Raw genomic sequence first — 18,455 nt, 5'->3', positions numbered from 1 at the left:
ATTAAAAATCTAATTGTATGAACTATCGAAAGACAGTCCGCAGGCTGGCACTCCTTTCGCTGTTTGCGATGGGAGGGTTGACAATTCAGGCCCAGTCGGTAACCAAAGAGTTCAAGGCAACCCCTTTGAACAGTGTGCTGAAAGAAGTGGAAAAGCAGACCGGTTTTTCCATTATGTACAACAACGACGACCTCAACGGCAGCCATACCGTAACCTATACGTTCAAGGATGCCTCCATTGAGGAAGTCCTCAAGGCCGTCCTTCCTAAAAATCTGGAATTCAAGTTACAGAACAAGATGATTGTCATCTCGCGCAAAGACAGTCAGAACACACAGCAAAAACCGGTAAAGAATATAACAGGCGTAATTGTAAACGCCAAGGGCGAACCGGTTATCGGAGCAAATGTAGTGGTTAAAGGTACGACCAACGGCGTAATTACAGATATAGACGGCAACTATACCCTGAACGATGTACCCGCCGATGCCGTCATCTCTATTTCTTATATCGGCTATCAGCCGCAGGAGTTCAAGGCCAACAGCAAAACACTGGCCAAAGTGGTATTGACTGAGGATTCGGAAATGCTGGATGAAGTAGTGGTTGTGGGTTACGGCGTACAACGGAAACGCGATGTGACTACAGCAATCTCATCCATGAAAGCAAGCGAACTGGCTGTCCCCGTATCAAGCGTAGACCAGGCTATTGTCGGAAAAATGACAGGCGTGCAGGTTACCCAGCCTAACGGAATTCCAGGCGGCGGATTTACAATTAAAGTGCGTGGCAGCGGAAGTATTACCGCCGGTACCGATCCGTTGTATGTTGTAGATGGATTCCCCATGTCAAGTGACGCCGGCAGTGGTACAGGGCAAAATGTATCTCCTCTGAGCACTATCAATATGAATGATATCGAATCAATAGAAGTATTAAAAGATGCTTCAGCAGCAGCCATCTATGGCTCACGTGGTGCCAACGGTGTTGTTATCATCACAACCAAAAAGGGGAAAGAAGGAAAAGACATGAAGCCAACCGTCCAATATGACGGTTATGTAGGTTTCCAGCAACGTACAAAAAAAATAGACATGTTGAATGCCTACGACTATGCCCGACTCTCCTATGACGCACATAATAACGCCTATCTCGATTTATTGGCAAATAAAGGATTGGAAGGAAGTATCACTGATACCAACGAAGAACGTAACCTCAAATTAGGGAACAAGCCTGACATTACCAATCAAGCTTATCTGCTGCCACCGGAAATTATGCCTTATATCAACGGACAAAAAGGATTGACCGATACGGACTGGCAAGACGAAGTGATGCGAACAGCCTTAACCCATAGCCATAACTTATCATTGTCAGGAGGGAACCAGTCTGTCAGATATTTCGTCTCGGGAAATTACGGTCGTGAAGAAGGTATCGTAATAGGCTCCGACTTTGAACAAATGGGCGCCCGTGGCAAAGTAGATGTTAACTATAAGAAATTTTCATTCGGTACAAATCTGTCATTCAATTACTCGGTATATGATATCGTACCTACAGAAGACCGTTTTAAAGAAGAAACCATTGTAGCATCCGCTCTGGCAATGTCACCGATCATGCCTGTCTACAACGCAAACGGAACTTATAACTTTGACCAATATCGCTGGCAATATGCCCAACCGCAGATTATCAATCCAGTAGCATTAGCCAACGAAAAAGAGGACCAGATGAAACGTTACCGTTTTATGGGTAACGTATACGGTGAATATGAACTGTATGAAGGGTTGAAATTCAGAACAAGCTTTGGAGTCGACTTCAACAGCTACAGCCGTTCATATTATCGGCCTTCAACCTTACCTAATTCATTGAACCCTACACCTCCTTCAATCCCGGAAGGTTCAAAACGAGACAAGAATATGTTGAACTGGGTTTGGGAAAACACGTTGTCTTACAACAAAACGTTCCATGAAGATCATCAGGTTTCAGCAGTAATAGGATGGTCTGCCCAAAAAGAGTCAGTAAACACATCATTAATAGCAGGAACTGGTTATCCGAATGATCTGGTACATACGGTAAATGCAGCCACATCTGTAACGGACTGGGATGCTACGGCTTATGAATGGTCATTGCTGTCGGCATTGGCACGCGTACAATATTCCTACAAAGGAAAATACATGCTCTCAGGAGCGTTGCGAGCCGACGGGTCCTCGCGGTTCGGACAAAATAACCGTTGGGGTATGTTCCCCTCCGTATCAGCAGGTTGGTATATCAGCGAAGAAGATTTCATGAAAGCGACCTCATCCTGGCTGTCTTCCCTGAAATTAAGGGCAAGTTACGGTATCAGCGGTAATTTCAATATAGGCAATTATGAATATTATGCATTATTAGGACAAGCCAATTATATTTTCGGCAAAGGGGAAGGTTCCTTATCAAATGGTTTATATCCTTCTACAGCCGGAAATCCTGACTTAGGATGGGAAAAAACGGCAATGCTCAATGTCGGTCTGGAATTCGGTCTGTTCAATATGCTGACATTTGAACTGGATCTATATACCAGTACCACAAGTGACATGTTGCTGGACGTCCCTGTAGCAGAATATTCAGGCTTCAGTACCGTACCGATGAATATTGGAAAAGTGAACAATAAAGGTATTGAATTCTCATTATCGACAACAAATACCTGGGGAGATTTCACTTGGAACAACCGCTTCAACATTTCGGCCAACCGGAATAAGGTAGTCGATCTAGGTGGTGTAGACGAAATGATAACTACACAGGAAAGCGTGACGTTTATCACTAAAGTAGGTGAGCCTATCGGTAATTATTATACGCTTGTGACTGACGGGGTTTTTGCGAACCAGTCGGAAATAGATAATTCGCAAGATCCGGATATCAGCAAACGGAAATATGCACATGTAAGCGGAGCCAAGCCTGGAGACTTCCGTTTTAAGGACATGAACGGCGATATGGAAATAAATGAAAATGACCGTACTATTACCGGCAACTATATGCCCGACTTCACTTATGGCTATTCTACAGAACTGATATACAAAAATGTAGATTTGTCCATCTCCATGCAGGGAGTTCAGGGTAATGAAATAGCCAACATATTCCGCCGTTATATCAATAACATGGAAGGTGGAGGTAACTGCCAGATTGATGCGCTTGACCGTTGGCAATCTGAAAGCAATCCAGGCAGCGGACAAGTAGTACGTGCCAACAGAAGTGCAACAGGTATGAATGGAACGACATCTACCTGGCATATAGAAGATGGTTCGTATCTGCGTATCAAGAATATAACCTTAGGGTATACGTTACCGGAAAAATGGTTGAAAAATATCGGACTCAGCAGAGCCCGCATGTATTTATCAACGCAAAATCCGTTTACTTTCACAAAATATAGTGGATACAATCCGGAAGTCAATATGAAAGGTACTTCCTTGACTCCTGGTATCGATTACGGTACTTATCCTTTGGCTAAATCATTTGTGTTTGGTGTAAATGTAACTTTTTAAAATAGCAGATTTATGAAACTGAAATATTATGTAGCAGGTATATTGAGCCTGCTGTTGGCCACAAGCTGCAACGATTTCCTAGACCTGACACCTATCTCGGAAGCTTCTTCAGGAAATTACTACAAAGATGCGACGGATATTGAATCGGCCTTGTCGGGTTGTTACTCTTCCCTGCAGGACAATGACTTATACGGACAGAAGCTGATAGCCATGACAGAATTACGGTCGGATAACATTGAGGACATTAATCCCGGTGGCTCAGGTGGAATCTATTATTTCATTGACAAGTTTACGGTAACTTCTGGGAATGATGTCGTAAGAAGTGTGTGGAAAGGATTATACAACCAGATTTACCGTTGTAACAACATATTGGCCTATTCCGGAACAGTAACTGATGCCAACTTGCGTAACCAGTACGAAGGGGAAGCTGCTTTCTTGCGGGCTTTGGCTTATTTCAACATCGTACGTTTATGGGGAGATGCGCCATTGATCCTTGAACCTATTTCGGCACAAGAAGCAACACTGTATGGACGTACTCCGGTGGCAGATATCTATACAGCGATAGAAAATGACCTGAAAGCAGCTATAAGTAAATTGGAGGCAACCGTATCGGATGAGCGACTGGGTAGAGCCACTTCTGTTGCTGCAATGGCTTTGCTGGGCAAAGTATACCTGACTGAAAAGAAATGGACAGATGCTGCTTCCCTATTGGATAATCTGATCAATACATATGGCTCCCAATACGGATTATTGGAGAATGTAGCCGATGTATTCGCCGTAGAAAATGAAATGAACAAGGAAATACTATTTGCCGTACGCTGGTCGAAAACCATCGTAGGCGAAGGACATGATTCATATAATGATTATTTCCGGGACGATAAGACATTGATGGACAACAGATTGAAAGAGGCTTACGAATCCACAGACGAGCGGAGGTCACTGATTGAATATAAACGGGTAGATTCCAACAATAATGTAGTCGCCAAATACTATGATACTTTTGATTCTACAACATCCACGGTAGGCTTTGATATCCCGCTGTTACGCTGGGCTGATGTATTGCTCATGGCTGCTGAAGCACATAACGAATTAGGCTATGACGGTTCTCCGAACAGCTTGGCTATGAAATACCTCAACGAAATCAGGAAACGTGCGAAAGCATCGGAATATACAGCTCTGGAATTACCCGGACAAAACGAATTCCGCCTGGCCGTCTTACTGGAAAGACGACTGGAGTTGCCTTTTGAACTACACCGTTGGTTTGATTTGATCCGTACAGATATGGCCATCAGCGAAATGGCCAAAGTAGGATTGACAATAACCGCAAACGATTATTTGTATCCGCTGCCGAAGACAGAAGTAGACTTGGTGGATGATCAGAATAAGTTTCCACAAAATCCGGGATATAATTAAGAAAAGATGAATGATGCTGGAGTCATGTCCAAAAGGTAGGAGTAACAATAGGAACAATCTTCTGGCATGTCTCCAGCCATTATTGGATATTTTATAAAAAGGATATTTATGAATTTTATTATAAAGATAATTATAGCCTGTTCACTATTTGCAGTTGGAACTTATGGAGGAAAATCAGGAATGTTATATGCCCAATCCGGATCGAAGATTCCTGAGGCCTTCTATGGAAACGGAATTCTAGTCGTCTCTCACCGTGCCGACTGGCGTAATGCCCCGGAGAATTCCCTACAAGCCATACAAAACTGCATCGAAATGGAAGTGGATATGGTTGAGATAGACCTGAAGAAAACAAAAGACGGACAACTGATATTGATGCATGATAAGACAATTGACCGTACGACGACAGGAAAAGGGAGACCAGAAGACTACACCCTGGAAGAAATCCGTCGATTTAACCTGAAAAATGGAGCCGGACATAAGACTCGCCATAAGATTCCTACGTTTGAGGAAGTGATGACGCTGTGTAAGGGCAAAATCAAGGTGAACGTAGATAAAGGTTATGATTACTTTCAGGAAGCATACGCCGTATTGGAAAAGACGGGTACGGTGGGGCAATGCATCATGAAATCGGATAATCCCTACGAGAAAGTGAAGGCCGAACATGGCGACGTGCTGGAGAAGATGGTCTTTATGCCGGTGGTAAACCTGCATAAGGAAGGGGCTGAGGCCATTATTGACGGCTACTTGGCCCACATGAAACCGGCGGCTTTTGAACTTGTGTTTGATAATGACGGACCGGAAGTGCAGCGACTGATAAAGAAGGTGCGCGAAAGTGGTGCCCGGATATTTATCAACAGTCTGTGGCCGGAGCTGTGCGGCGGGCATGACGATGACCGTGCTGTGGAACTAAAAGAACCGGAAGAAAGCTGGGGATGGATAATAGGACAAGGAGCGAAACTGATACAGACCGACCGTCCGGCCTTGTTGCTGGAGTACCTGAAAGAAAAGAAGTTGCACGACTGACAAGGGGGAGGAAAGATTACATGCTGAAACATATCATTGATTTTTACAGGGTGTCGCCAGCGGCGCCCTGTAACGGGGAGTCTTTGGCTGAACAGCAGCGTCGGCTGAAGCGGATGCAGTGGTCTACATTCCTTTCGGCCACAGCAGGTTACGGATTGTACTACGTATGCCGTCTGAGCCTGAATGTAGTGAAGAAACCTATTGTGGAGGAGGGAATATTTTCGGAAACGGAGCTGGGTATCATCGGCTCTGTACTATTCTTTACGTATGCAGTAGGCAAACTGACAAACGGCTTCCTGGCCGACCGCAGCAACATAAATCGTTTTATGAGTACGGGCCTGCTGGTGACTGCGCTGGTGAACCTGTGTCTGGGATTCATACACTCGTTTGTGCTGTTTGCCATATTGTGGGGCATCAGTGGCTGGTTCCAGTCGATGGGTGCCGCCTCGTGCGTAGTAGGATTATCACGCTGGTTCGACGATAAGAAACGAGGCTCTTTCTACGGATTCTGGAGCGCCAGTCATAACATTGGTGAAGCGTTGACCTTTATTGTAGTGGCATCCATCGTCAGTGTATCGGGTTGGCGTTACGGTTTTCTGGGAGCTGGCATGATTGGCCTGATAGGGGCACTGATAGTATGGCGTTTCTTTCATGACTCTCCGCAAAGCAAAGGGCTTCCAGCAATAAACCGGCCTAAGGAGAAAAAAGAACGGAACGCATCAAAAGTAGAAGATTTCAACCGTGCGCAAAAGGCGGTACTGCGAAATCCGGCCATCTGGATTCTGGCACTGAGCAGTGCTTTCATGTACATCAGCCGCTATGCGGTAAACAGCTGGGGGGTATTTTACCTGGAAGCCCAAAAAGGTTATACGACACTGGATGCAAGTTTCATCATTTCGGTCAGCTCGGTGTGCGGCATCATCGGAACAATGTTTTCAGGTGTCATATCAGACAAACTGTTCGGCGGACGCAGGAATGTGCCGGCTCTTATATTCGGACTAATGAACGTGATAGCCCTATGCCTGTTCCTGCTGGTACCGGGGGTACATTTCTGGCTTGATATCATGGCAATGGTATTGTTCGGCTCGGGTATCGGTGTACTGCTATGTTTTCTAGGCGGACTGATGGCTGTGGATATAGCACCGCGTAACGCATCGGGAGCCGCACTAGGTATTGTAGGCATAGCCAGCTATATAGGGGCGGGCCTGCAGGACGTAATGAGTGGTCTGCTGATAGAGGGTAACAAGAGTCTGATAGACGGTGTTGAAGTATATGACTTTACATACATCAACTGGTTCTGGATAGGAGCGGCCGTACTGTCGACATTACTGGCATTACTGGTCTGGAATGCAGGAAAAAAGAAATAATCTTTACTACTTTTTAGAACTGTGCCCATACCGTATCTGTACAATCTAATCTAGATAATGCATTAAATCTGAATATATTCTCAAATTTCAGAATGTTTTCAGATTTATGGTTTATTTTTATAATTATATATTTTATAGCAATGGGAACAAAGGACCGATTTTTTTATCGCCTGCTGGCCTGTTTGATAGGCTGGCTGCCCTTGGATGTCTGGACGCAGGAAGCAGATTATACTACTTGGGCCAAGATGAAGGTGGAGTACAAAGTACGGAAACGCCTGGATGTATCGACCGGACTGGAATGGCGGACAAAAAATAATCTGAGTATGACAGACCGCTGGGGGCTCGATGTGGAAGCGAAATATGACTTGTTACCATGCCTGAAGATAGGAACCGGCTATGAGATACACTACCGGAACCGGGGAGAAGAAGGCTGGAAATTCAGACACCGCTATCATATGGACGGCACTGTATCGGGGCAATGGCTACGTTGGAAGTTTTCGCTGCGCGAGCGTTTTCAACATACATTCAATTCGGAAGAAAAAGAATTCAGATTACGCTCCAGATTGAAAATGGCCTACGATATAGCCCGCTGCAAGCTGGAACCATATGTTTCCGTGGAAATGTACAACGGTTTGGGAAAGAGCGAACATTTTGATATAAAGCGTATGCGCTACCGAGGAGGAGTAAGCTTCCCGTTGGCTGAAAGTTGGGAAGCGGAGGCTTTTTATTGCCGACAATGGGAAGCAGACGCCAGGAAAAATATTTTCGGTGTGGAATGTATATATAAGTTCTGAAATAAAGCTGTTCAACAGCCCACCATTAAAATAACGGAAAAGGCTTGCTCTCGAGAAAAACTTTCCGACGAGCAAGCCTTTTATTAATAAAACTATAGACTATTTCTCAACCAATGTGATTCCATCCATACAGAAATAAGACGGTGTATTCATCCCGAATTCACCCGAATCGGTAGAAGACAATTCAAAGCTGATATGGTCGGCTGTAGCCAACGCACTCCAATCGAACCACTCCCATGCATTTACTACCTTACTTTGCCCGTCACGATAATCAGCAAGATAAAAATCGACACGACCCAACTCCTTATCAGAAACATCATACCCTACAGCAGTCAGTTTAAACCAGTCTCCATCACCAAATTTCCGGACCAAAGCAGGATTATTCCCGTCATTACCATCCTTTACAGCCAAATATGCATAAGTGGAATTCGTAACCCAAGCTCCCTTGAACTGATATTTACTGACATCCAGATTCTTTACATATGCCGGAGTATATGCATTCGAATTGGCAGTCAGATACACACTTCCGCTCCTACCCACACCGGTAATATTTCCCAGATTCATATAACCGGGAGTAGTTTTATCTGAAATATTCGTATAAGTAAATCCGCCACCAAATCCCCAATCACTATAATAGCTGGGCATTTCAACCAAATTCCGGGTATCGGTAAAGGTTACAACCTTATAATATCCGTCCACCTCACCGCCTTCCGGTTGAAAGGAAGAATTAGGGTCTGTCAACTTATCACTAAAGTTCACAACAACTTCAATTGCGGGATTTTCATCATCGCTGCAACTCCACAATGTAATACACATCAATGAGAGAAAAAAAAGAGATAATTTTTTCATTGCCAATCAAATCTATTATTAGTTCAACATTATAAAAACCTATTAATCGCCGATATCAAGACAAACGGCACTGCAATGAAAAAAAGAAAAGCCACCGGACATGAATATGAAACAGATCATAAACCCATACTCCCACGCTTTTTCCTCGAAAGCAGTGCAGAAACTATGCATGGCAGGTCTTCTGACTCGTTTCCATCTTCCAATGTCTTCCCCGATAATCCTTTATCCAGTGACTCAAATAATGAAAGACTTACATAATGAAACTCACAGCAGCGGGACTGTCCAGGATTTCCACCTGATTCCCTTTTAATCAATCTGTACATAAAACACAGATCGAACCGATGCGTTACAAAGGTAACAAGATTTTTCAATAAGAGGAAAATAATCGTTATTTTTGTAGAAATCAAATCAATTTACATAATTATGGCAAAAGAATTAGCTTTGAAGTACGGCTGTAACCCTAACCAGAAGCCGGCCCGCATATTCATGCAGGAGGGAGAATTGCCTATCGAGGTGCTAAACGGACGTCCGGGATACATCAATTTTCTGGATGCACTGAACGGATGGCAGCTAGTTAAAGAACTGAAAGAAGCCACAGGTATGCCTGCCGCTACCTCTTTCAAACACGTCAGCCCTGCAGGTGCAGCCATCGGCCTGGAACTTGACGAAACCATGAAGAAAATCTATTTTGTAGGCGATCTTCCTCTATCACCGTTGGCCAATGCCTATGTACGTGCCAGAGGAGCCGACCGTATGTCGTCATACGGCGACTTTATTGCCTTAAGCGATATCTGCGACGAAGAAACAGCCCGTTTCATCAACCGTGAGGTATCAGATGGCATCATAGCCCCCGGCTACAAGCCTGAAGCTCTTGAGATACTGAAGAACAAACGTAAAGGGACCTATAATATTATCAAAATTGATCCGACTTACCATCCTGCCCCCATCGAACACAAAGATGTTTTCGGAATCACGTTCGAACAGGGACGTAACGAAATCAAGCTAAACGGCGATGAACTGTTTTCCAATATACCGACTCAAAACAAGAATTTCCCGGAATCGGCTAAACGTGATCTGAAGATTGCACTGATTACATTAAAATACACCCAATCCAACTCGGTATGTTATGTAAAGGACGGACAGGCAATAGGTATAGGTGCCGGACAACAAAGCCGTATCCATTGTACACGCCTGGCCGGAAATAAAGCCGACATTTGGTTCCTGCGTCAACACCCTAAAGTTTTGAATCTTCCATGGGTAGAAAAAATCCGCCGTGCCGACCGTGACAATACAATTGATGTCTACATCAGCGATGAACATGATGACGTTCTGGCGGATGGCGTATGGCAACAGTTCTTTACAGAAAAACCGGAAATCCTGACCCGGGAAGAAAAACGCGAATGGCTGAAAAACCTGAAAGGTGTAGCCTTAGGATCTGATGCATTCTTCCCCTTCGGTGATAACATTGAACGTGCACATAAAAGTGGAGTGGAATACATAGCACAAGCCGGAGGTTCCGTACGTGACGATCATGTTATAGAAACCTGCGACAAATATGGCATTGCAATGGCGTTTACAGGTATCCGCCTGTTCCATCATTAATCCACCTCAAAAAGAAAGCTTTTACACAACTGAAGGTTATGTAAAAGCTTTCTTTTTTATTACAGTTACAACATCACGTCAGAACTTATAAGCAATACTGGCATAGAAACCGACATTACGAGGACCGTCACTATAGATACGGCACAAACTGACTTCACCGTTTATACCGGCTGTCCAGTCCTCAAAATCAAACCCCAAACCAGCCTGCAGACCTGCATCAAAACGTCGCAGGCCCTGCCATACATATGCAGTTTCGGACGGTGTTTCAAACTTGATATCATCAAAAGTATTCCAGGTAATTTCATAATCTCCTGTATCAATCTTAGCCTTACCGTTAATACCATATCCAATATAAGGACCTACCGTCAAGACCAGGTCAAAATTACTGGCTGTACCTACATGAAAAGCTGCCAACAACGGCATCTGGAAATAATTTTGATTGACCTGTGTCTTAAGATCTTCATATTCCTTAAGGCTTGCCCCTTTCGACACCCAATACAATCCTGTCTGGAAAGACAACAAACCACTTAACGGAACATCAATCTTGACACCTACCCGAGGATTGAACAATGCGTTCGAATGATCGGATCCGTCACCGACCCATCCGCTGGCTCCAAGACCCAGTTCGGCATTCCAGGTTACCCCAGTCTGTGCATTTACGGCAAAAGCAGAACAAATAAATGCAATGATTAAAAGAATCTTTTTCATATACTTAATTTTCCAACTGAAGAACACTAATAAAAATAAGCTAAAGCAAACGACTGGTCCTAAATATCCGTTTCCGGACATTTAGGACCAGACAAATTCAAAAAGTCTAAAAAGTATAATATAAACCTAACGAAATATCATTCCCATCCAAAGCCACTCCTAAGCCATTCTCTCCTACATAATAGTCATCACGATATCCAGCAAATCCAACCTTTGTAACAATACTGAACTGGTCATTCAACTTGATGGCAACACCTGGTTTGACACCGATTTCAAAACCGTTATAATTATCATCCCTATTTTTTACCGATGTAGTGGAAAAGCCGAATCCCATATCAATGAACAGACGTACAATCTTATTTTCATAAAAAGAAAAACGGGCATAAGGAGCCAACGCAAAGGAATTATGACTCTCTCCTTCATCATAAGAATGAGCAAATCCTAAAGCCCCTCCAACAGCCCATCGGGAATTCAAATTATAACCAAAATCCGGAGAAATCGAGAAAGAAGTCTTATCCAGATCATCATTCCTCCACAAACTGATACCACCTCCCAGATACATATCCTGAGCTGTAGCAGACAAAGCGGCCATGACTACGACCACCAGCAAGAGAATCTTTTTCATAATAACAAAATGTTTAAGTGAATACTATTTAGTCTATTGTGTTTTCTTTATATCCAATCACTAATAACAAATATATACATTTTGCTATAAATTGTAAAAAGACCAGTCTTAAATCGTAGACTATTATGCTTTCTAACATATTTTGTGAACCGGCATCGTTTAGCCGTTCTTATGACGGTTTGCCCGACGACGACGATATTCGGCCTTCATCTTGGCCGAACCGGAACCATGCAACCCAGTAATATACGTTTTTTTCTTCGCCTTAGTCTTAACCTTTTCTTCCTTTTTAGCAGCAGGCTTACTGCCTTTAAAGATAATACCCTCTGTTAAAATTTTTTCTATATCCATTTCCTGTATTTTATTTGGTTGAACTTTTCGGAACCAGTTTAACTCTATGGCCTGTTTTGGTACAAATCAGAGTACGTTTTAATGGCTTTCCCATCTTCATATCAAACAGCAGTTTAGGATTGAAATGCTGTCCGTTCACCCGGATTTCAAAATGCAGATGTTCGGTAGTGGCCCTTCCCGTACGTCCAGTCAAGGCAATGCATTGACCCGCTTTAACCACATCATTCACTTTTACCAGATTTTTCGAATTATGGCTGTAAACCGTTTCCAGTCCATTCGCATGACGGACTACAATGACATTACCATAACCACCATATTTCTTTGACATCCGTACTACTCCGTCGAACACAGCACGAATCGTATCATTGGCAAATGTCTTTATATCCGCTCCGCTATGGCCTCCCCGGATTCCATAAGCTGAAATCACTTTACCTCTGCTTAAAGGAAAACAAAAGGCTGAATCCGGCAAATTTTCCAGATGAATTTCAAAACGGTTCCCATTAGCAAACAATCCTGGAGTAGACACACGTATGTGATTACGCTCCATCGCTGTAAAATTTCCCATGACAGGTTCTATTGCCCGGACACACAGCAAACAGCATAATCCCAATCCTATCAATAACAATTTCCTTATCATCATTCTTCCAATTTATTCAAAATAAACCAACCTGACGTCTTTGGCTTCAGCAAATTCCTTCAACAGACCAATCATAAAATTCACCGACTCTTCCAGACCATCATTCCCACTATAGGCATTCATAATAGCAAGCAAATGAGTCGTATCAAGACTCAACTTCGTACGTTCATTGTCACTGGTAGGAGTTCCGACTCCCCCTACAGCGTCACGGTAAACAGGCATCCCCTCAATATTCAATGTACCGCGTCCGATACCTTCATAAGGTTCACCCGCTTTACCTATACCCAACACCAGAGAATCTCCCTGAATCTTATCCAAATCGAACCCTCCGATTGAATGTCCGCTATTAATTGATGCCAGATTAATCAGATCAACCAACGTATCAATCTGGTATAAAGACAACCCTCTCAATATCCGGCGGCAAAGAGCTTCGGAAGAAGGACGGTAACGGCTAGGATCTTTCCCACATTTTTTATAAGCCTGGCGGGTAGCCTGAATAGCCGGCATCTCCTTAATGGAATCGACCGTATATCTGGAACGGTATAATTCCGTAAAACTCTCTATCTTCTTCCATAACGCCTCATTATAGGCAGTATTCTTTACTTCTGCAAAAACGGCAGCTCCCTTGAACTGAGGCCATGCCGATTTCAGCTCATCAGAAACTACAATATTCAACATTTTCATATATAAAATTCTTTTATACGTTATTATTCTGATTTAAAACAGGATCCGGATGTAACAACATAATTCCCGACAGAATCCGTCCGGAAGCTATTCCTTGCCGACGGGCTGAAAAGAAATCTTCATTATTCTTCCATGTACAAATTCCCGCAAGCTCAATATGACGGGAAGACAAGCCGGACGACAACAACTGTAACCGGTTAGCCTCCCATAAATCAATATGCCATTTACTGAATTTCCGGGCTATACGAGACATATCAAAACCTGCTTTCTCAAAAAAGTCATAAACTTCGTCTCCAACCTCAAAGGCTTCTAAAGAAATACTCGGGCCGATACATGCTGCAACATCTTGTCCTTCAGTACCATATTCCTTTTTCATCAAAGCCAATGTCCTTTCGACAATTCGGGCCGCCGTCCCTCTCCATCCTGCATGGATAGCCGCCACAACCTTATGCCGTGTATCATAACAAAGAACCGGAACACAATCGGCAGTCGAAATGCACAGACAATATCCGGGAATATCCGTAACCAAAGCATCAACACCTTCCAATCTTTCTCTCTGCATACCGTCTGCCAAAGCTAAAAAAGAATCATCAATTTTACGTACTACCGTTTGATGAGTCTGATGCGGAATAATCAGTTTATCAGGATACTCCGGCATCAAACGGCAAAGCAAATCCCTGTTCCGAGCCACGTGAACCGGAAGATCCCCACAATATTCGTTACAATTGAACGAACTGTATTGTCCTTCACTATACCCGCCATGACGTTTAGTCGAGAAACAAAAAATGTTGGTGTACGACTTCATCAAATCGTACCCCAACATTCTAATATTATCTGATATCAATCCATCATTTGTCTGGTTCTTCATCATCCCAATCCTCTTCCTCATACTCATAGTCGAAATCATCATCCTCAACATCATCTTCATACTCATAATCAAAATCTTCATCCTCTCCCATATCCTTCAACTCCTGTTGAAGTTTGTTTACATCTTTCGGACGATGAACGATAGATTCTTGACGTAAGCCTTCAAGCTGGTTTGTGTCCTTATTCAGTTCCGTCCACAACAAATCCTTCAATTCCTGAATTCCCGTATTTGCAACAGAAGAAATGAAAACATGGGGAACATTTTTAGGCAATGTCGGCTTTAACATTTCAATCAGCTCTTCATCAAGTACGTCACACTTGGTTATTGCCAATACGCGCTGCTTATCCAACATTTCCGGATTGAATCTTGCCAACTCATTCAACAATATTTCATACTCCTTACATATATCGTCCGTATCCCCAGGCACCATAAACAGCAGTAACGAATTACGCTCAATATGACGGAGAAAACGAAGCCCTAAGCCCTTTCCTTCACTTGCTCCTTCAATAATACCTGGTATATCCGCCATTACAAAAGACTTTCCGTCACGATAGGAAACAATCCCTAAATTAGGCTCCAATGTCGTGAACGGATAATTTGCTATTTTAGGACGTGCAGCAGATACAGTAGAAAGCAATGTAGATTTACCGGCATTTGGAAAACCGACCAGACCGACGTCTGCCAACAGCTTCAACTCTAGAATAACAGTCATTTCCTGCATTGGTTCTCCCGGTTGGGCAAAACGCGGTGCCTGGCGGGTTGCTGTACGAAAATGCCAATTTCCCAATCCTCCACGGCCACCTCTCAACAAAATCACTTCCTGACCGTGTTCCGTTATATCACAAACATATTCACCAGTCTCCGCATTGTAAGCCACAGTTCCACACGGTACTTCAATCACCTTGTCGGCACCATCTTTTCCAAAACTTTTGTTCTTGGAGCCGTTCCCTCCGTGTTCGGCAAAGACATGCCGCTCATATTTCAAATGCAACAAAGTCCAGTAATTACGGTTACCACGCAAAATGACATGACCTCCTCTACCACCGTCGCCACCGTCCGGACCACCATTAGGCATATATTTTTCACGGCGCAAATGTACCGAGCCTCGTCCTCCCTTACCGGAGCGGCAGTAGATTTTTACATAATCAACAAAATTCGATTCAGCCATCTTAATATATTATTTTATTAATCCGTATCCCTACGAAATATAAACAAAACAGATTTCTATACATAAAAAGAAGAATAAAGAATCTTCAACTTGTCCAAAGATTCCTCATTCTTCCCGATATTATAATTAAAGCTTATCAATAGCAGTGCAGATATCACCGAAGATACCTTCCATTGTTCCAAGACCATTGATATGACAGTATTTACCATCATTTTTGTACCAGTCAATCAATGGAGCAGTTTGGGAATGATATACGACCAGACGCTTCTTGATAGTTTCCTCATTATCATCGGCACGTCCTGATTCCTGTCCGCGTTTAATCAGACGGGTCATCAGTTCATCTTCCGGTACTTCCAGATCCAACATGATAGAAACTTCCTGACCACGTGCTTTCAGCATTTCCTTCAAAGCCTCAGCCTGTGCAATTGTACGTGGAAAACCATCGAATATTACCCCTTTGCTATCCTTAAAGCTATCGAATACACTAGCCAGAATGTCAATCATCAAAGCATCGGGAATCAACTGACCATTATCAATATAACCTTTTGCAGTCTTTCCTAGTTCTGTTCCATTCTTAATTTCTGCACGCAATACATCACCTGTAGAAATATGGTTCAAACCATATTTTTCCACAATACGGGCACTCTGAGTACCTTTACCGGATCCCGGAGCACCGAAAATTACAATATTCAACATGTTTTTACCTTAAGTTTATTTATTAAACGAATTATTCTACCACAGTATAGATATCCCGATAATTACGTCCCAAACCATCATAATCCAAGCCATAACCAACGATGAAATCGTTCGGAATATTCATTGCAATATAATCAATGTTCAGGTCAACCTTCAGTTTATCGGGCTTCACCAGCAATGTTGCAATAAGAATCCGTTCAGGGTTACGAGCTTTCAGCATCTCAATCAGGTGCTGCATAGTGAAGCCTGTATCCACTATGTCTTCCACTATAACTACCGTACGGCCAGTAATATCTTCATTCAATCCGACCAGTTCCTTCATTTTCCCGGAAGAAGAGGTCCCTTCATAGGAAGCTAATTTGACAAAAGATAATTCGCAAGGTATGGAAAGACACTTCATCAAATCGGCTGTAAACATAAACGAGCCGTTCAGAACGCTCAGAAAAAGAGGATTGCATCCGGCCAGATCACGGTTGATATCCGCTGCCACCCGTTCCACTTCCTTCAAGATCTTTTTTTCTGAAATAAATGTCTTGAAACGCTTATCTTTTATCTGAATTACATCCATATTACTACAACTTTATTTTATTGGGACAAAAATACGAATTATCCCTCAAATTTCTATACTTTTTTCGTACTTTTACCGACAAATAGCTATTGAAACAGAAAGATGAAGATTTTAAGTTGTACACAACAGAAGGAGGCCGATAATTTCACTATCGCCCATGAAAACATATTATCCATCAATTTGATGGAAAAAGCAGCATCCCTGATTGCTGAAGAGATCAGTCGCCGCTGGGACCACACCCGCCGCATAATTATCTTTGCCGGAGCCGGGAACAATGGAGGAGATGCTGTAGCCGTAGCCCGTATGCTGTTTCTCAAGAATTATAAAGTGGAAGTATTCCTGTTCAATACAAAAGGTACATTGTCGGATGACTGCATGACTAACGTAAAGCGGCTAAAAGACTGCGGATTCGCCGACTACCATGAAATCAGCACTACATTCGATCCACCGAAACTTACCCAATATGATATTGTGGTAGACGGACTTTTCGGTTCAGGACTAAACAAGCCTCTGAGTGGAGGATTCGCTTCTGTTGTAAAATACATCAATGCATCCCAAGCGACAGTAGTATCCATAGATCTTCCTTCCGGACTGATGGGTGAAGATAATTCATACAATGTACGCCAGAATATTATCCAGGCAGACCTTACCCTTAGCATCCAACTGCCTAAACTATCATTCCTTTTTCCAGAAAATGATGAATTTGTAGGCGAATGGAAACTACTGGATATCGGAATCAGTAAAGACTACATCAATAAGGCTGAAACTCCATTCCAAATAATGGAAAAGGAAGAAATACAACGCCTGATCAAGCCACGCAACCGTTTTTCACATAAAGGAAATTTCGGCCATGGACTGTTCATAGCCGGTTCATATGGTATGGCAGGTGCTTCTGTTCTAGGAGCCCGGGCCTGTATACGCTCTGGAATCGGTCTGCTGACCGTACACGTCCCGGTATGCAATCATGACATCCTGCAAACTGCCGTTCCAGAAGCAATAGTACAGAACGATGTACACAACCTCTATTTTGCCGAGCCTGTTGATCTGGATGCTTTCCAGGCACTGGCCATAGGGCCGGGCATCGGACAGGAAGAAGAAACGGCTTTCGCCCTTTTCGATCAGTTGAGCGAATGTTTCATACCGTTGGTTCTGGACGCCGACGCCCTGAACATATTCAGCTCACACCGCAATTACCTGAACCGGATACCCAAACGGAGTATACTGACTCCCCATATAGGTGAACTGGAACGTATCATCGGGAGATGTAGCAATAGCTTTGAGCGCCTGACAAAGACAAAAGAACTCGCTTCATATATCCAATGCTACATCATATTGAAAGGTGCATATACAGCCATTATCACTCCAGAAGGGTATTGTCACTTCAATCCGACAGGTAATCCTGGTATGGCAACAGCCGGAAGCGGTGACGTCCTGACCGGAATCCTACTTTCACTTTTGGCTCAAGGATATTCCCAAGAGGATGCATGTAAATTAGGAGTGTATGTACACGGACTGGCAGGAGACATTGCAGCCAGCCATGTCGGAGAAATCAGCCTGACGGCCAGTGACATCATTTCGGCACTCCCGGAAGCCTGGAAAATGTTAACAAAATAA

At 43.3% G+C, this 18,455-nt stretch carries 17 protein-coding genes and 1 riboswitch; of the genes, 7 read left to right on the top strand and 10 right to left on the bottom strand.

The genetic code is table 11. The features are described 5' to 3' along the window. Positions 1-17: 17 nt before the first annotated feature. From BQ7489_RS16455 to BQ7489_RS16435, 5 genes are all read left to right on the top strand, one after another. Positions 18-3,491, top strand: a complete 3,474-nt coding sequence (locus BQ7489_RS16455) for a SusC/RagA family TonB-linked outer membrane protein (RefSeq protein WP_072531936.1) — start codon at positions 18-20, stop codon at positions 3,489-3,491. A gap of 12 nt (positions 3,492-3,503) precedes the next feature. Beyond that, entirely contained in the window at positions 3,504-4,904 is a 1,401-nt protein-coding gene (locus BQ7489_RS16450; protein WP_072531935.1) for a RagB/SusD family nutrient uptake outer membrane protein, read from the top strand. Between the two features lie 180 nt (positions 4,905-5,084). Continuing rightward, entirely contained in the window at positions 5,085-5,927 is an 843-nt protein-coding gene (locus tag BQ7489_RS16445) for a glycerophosphodiester phosphodiesterase family protein (protein WP_113745304.1), read from the top strand. A 20-nt stretch (positions 5,928-5,947) separates the two neighbouring features. Beyond that, positions 5,948-7,294 (top strand): MFS transporter, encoded by a 1,347-nt coding sequence (locus BQ7489_RS16440; protein ID WP_072531933.1) that lies wholly within the window; start codon positions 5,948-5,950, stop codon positions 7,292-7,294. A 140-nt stretch (positions 7,295-7,434) separates the two neighbouring features. Then, positions 7,435-8,088, top strand: a complete 654-nt coding sequence (locus BQ7489_RS16435; RefSeq protein WP_072532266.1) for a DUF2490 domain-containing protein — start codon at positions 7,435-7,437, stop codon at positions 8,086-8,088. 99 nt (positions 8,089-8,187) lie between these two features. On the opposite strand, the gene BQ7489_RS16430 is transcribed toward BQ7489_RS16435, so the two are convergent. Continuing rightward, entirely contained in the window at positions 8,188-8,937 is a 750-nt protein-coding gene (locus BQ7489_RS16430; RefSeq protein WP_072531932.1) for a DUF4465 domain-containing protein, read from the bottom strand. A gap of 155 nt (positions 8,938-9,092) precedes the next feature. Beyond that, positions 9,093-9,295, bottom strand: a riboswitch (cobalamin riboswitch). A 62-nt stretch (positions 9,296-9,357) separates the two neighbouring features. Between BQ7489_RS16430 and BQ7489_RS16425 the strand changes: the two genes are divergently transcribed. Next, positions 9,358-10,539 carry a phosphoribosylaminoimidazolecarboxamide formyltransferase gene (locus BQ7489_RS16425; protein ID WP_262483203.1) on the top strand — a complete coding sequence of 394 codons (1,182 nt, stop codon included), beginning with the start codon at positions 9,358-9,360 and terminating at the stop codon, positions 10,537-10,539. Positions 10,540-10,617: 78 nt separating this feature from the next. On the opposite strand, the gene BQ7489_RS16420 is transcribed toward BQ7489_RS16425, so the two are convergent. From BQ7489_RS16420 to hpt, 9 genes are all read right to left on the bottom strand, one after another. Further along, positions 10,618-11,247 carry a porin family protein gene (locus BQ7489_RS16420; protein WP_072531931.1) on the bottom strand — a complete coding sequence of 210 codons (630 nt, stop codon included), beginning with the start codon at positions 11,245-11,247 and terminating at the stop codon, positions 10,618-10,620. A 106-nt stretch (positions 11,248-11,353) separates the two neighbouring features. Next, positions 11,354-11,872, bottom strand: a complete 519-nt coding sequence (locus BQ7489_RS16415; RefSeq protein ID WP_072531930.1) for an outer membrane beta-barrel protein — start codon at positions 11,870-11,872, stop codon at positions 11,354-11,356. A gap of 159 nt (positions 11,873-12,031) precedes the next feature. Then, positions 12,032-12,220, bottom strand: coding sequence for a hypothetical protein (locus BQ7489_RS16410; protein ID WP_072531929.1), 189 nt, complete (start codon positions 12,218-12,220; stop codon positions 12,032-12,034). A gap of 10 nt (positions 12,221-12,230) precedes the next feature. Then, positions 12,231-12,785 carry a M23 family metallopeptidase gene (locus BQ7489_RS16405; protein WP_239496972.1) on the bottom strand — a complete coding sequence of 185 codons (555 nt, stop codon included), beginning with the start codon at positions 12,783-12,785 and terminating at the stop codon, positions 12,231-12,233. 84 nt (positions 12,786-12,869) lie between these two features. Then, a complete protein-coding gene (locus tag BQ7489_RS16400) occupies positions 12,870-13,535 on the bottom strand; it encodes a B3/B4 domain-containing protein (RefSeq protein ID WP_072532264.1) in 666 nt (221 codons plus the stop codon). Positions 13,536-13,554: 19 nt separating this feature from the next. Then, a complete protein-coding gene (pgeF, locus tag BQ7489_RS16395; protein WP_239496971.1) occupies positions 13,555-14,412 on the bottom strand; it encodes a peptidoglycan editing factor PgeF in 858 nt (285 codons plus the stop codon). Next, a complete protein-coding gene (gene obgE / locus BQ7489_RS16390; RefSeq protein WP_072531927.1) occupies positions 14,390-15,577 on the bottom strand; it encodes a GTPase ObgE in 1,188 nt (395 codons plus the stop codon). The genes pgeF and obgE overlap by 23 nt, the downstream gene beginning before the upstream one ends. Positions 15,578-15,703: 126 nt before the next feature. Next, on the bottom strand, positions 15,704-16,273 hold the full coding sequence (locus BQ7489_RS16385; RefSeq protein WP_072531926.1) for an adenylate kinase: 570 nt from the start codon (positions 16,271-16,273) through the stop codon (positions 15,704-15,706). Positions 16,274-16,304: 31 nt separating this feature from the next. Further along, a complete protein-coding gene (hpt, locus tag BQ7489_RS16380) occupies positions 16,305-16,841 on the bottom strand; it encodes a hypoxanthine phosphoribosyltransferase (RefSeq protein WP_072531925.1) in 537 nt (178 codons plus the stop codon). Between the two features lie 102 nt (positions 16,842-16,943). Between hpt and BQ7489_RS16375 the strand changes: the two genes are divergently transcribed. After that, a complete protein-coding gene (locus BQ7489_RS16375) occupies positions 16,944-18,455 on the top strand; it encodes a bifunctional ADP-dependent NAD(P)H-hydrate dehydratase/NAD(P)H-hydrate epimerase (RefSeq protein ID WP_072531924.1) in 1,512 nt (503 codons plus the stop codon).

It is taken from the genome of Bacteroides ilei (assembly GCF_900128495.1).
Classification (GTDB): Bacteria; Bacteroidota; Bacteroidia; order Bacteroidales; family Bacteroidaceae; genus Phocaeicola; species Phocaeicola ilei.
The sequence above is the reverse complement of the archived record's forward strand: the minus strand, read 5'-3'. Positions and strand labels throughout refer to the sequence as shown.

Excerpts from the sequence above, each read along its gene's own strand:
- BQ7489_RS16455 (WP_072531936.1), top strand. The coding sequence starts at position 18 with ATGAACTATCGAAAGACAGTCCGCAGGCTGGCACTCCTTTCGCTGTTT.
- BQ7489_RS16450 (WP_072531935.1), top strand. The coding sequence starts at position 3,504 with ATGAAACTGAAATATTATGTAGCAGGTATATTGAGCCTGCTGTTGGCC.
- BQ7489_RS16445 (WP_113745304.1), top strand. The coding sequence starts at position 5,085 with ATGTTATATGCCCAATCCGGATCGAAGATTCCTGAGGCCTTCTATGGA.
- BQ7489_RS16440 (WP_072531933.1), top strand. The coding sequence starts at position 5,948 with ATGCTGAAACATATCATTGATTTTTACAGGGTGTCGCCAGCGGCGCCC.
- BQ7489_RS16435 (WP_072532266.1), top strand. The coding sequence starts at position 7,435 with ATGGGAACAAAGGACCGATTTTTTTATCGCCTGCTGGCCTGTTTGATA.
- BQ7489_RS16430 (WP_072531932.1), bottom strand. The coding sequence starts at position 8,937 with ATGAAAAAATTATCTCTTTTTTTTCTCTCATTGATGTGTATTACATTG.
- BQ7489_RS16420 (WP_072531931.1), bottom strand. The coding sequence starts at position 11,247 with ATGAAAAAGATTCTTTTAATCATTGCATTTATTTGTTCTGCTTTTGCC.
- BQ7489_RS16415 (WP_072531930.1), bottom strand. The coding sequence starts at position 11,872 with ATGAAAAAGATTCTCTTGCTGGTGGTCGTAGTCATGGCCGCTTTGTCT.
- BQ7489_RS16410 (WP_072531929.1), bottom strand. The coding sequence starts at position 12,220 with ATGGATATAGAAAAAATTTTAACAGAGGGTATTATCTTTAAAGGCAGT.
- BQ7489_RS16405 (WP_239496972.1), bottom strand. The coding sequence starts at position 12,785 with ATGGGAAATTTTACAGCGATGGAGCGTAATCACATACGTGTGTCTACT.
- BQ7489_RS16400 (WP_072532264.1), bottom strand. The coding sequence starts at position 13,535 with ATGTTGAATATTGTAGTTTCTGATGAGCTGAAATCGGCATGGCCTCAG.
- pgeF (WP_239496971.1), bottom strand. The coding sequence starts at position 14,412 with ATGATGAAGAACCAGACAAATGATGGATTGATATCAGATAATATTAGA.
- obgE (WP_072531927.1), bottom strand. The coding sequence starts at position 15,577 with ATGGCTGAATCGAATTTTGTTGATTATGTAAAAATCTACTGCCGCTCC.
- BQ7489_RS16385 (WP_072531926.1), bottom strand. The coding sequence starts at position 16,273 with ATGTTGAATATTGTAATTTTCGGTGCTCCGGGATCCGGTAAAGGTACT.
- hpt (WP_072531925.1), bottom strand. The coding sequence starts at position 16,841 with ATGGATGTAATTCAGATAAAAGATAAGCGTTTCAAGACATTTATTTCA.
- BQ7489_RS16375 (WP_072531924.1), top strand. The coding sequence starts at position 16,944 with ATGAAGATTTTAAGTTGTACACAACAGAAGGAGGCCGATAATTTCACT.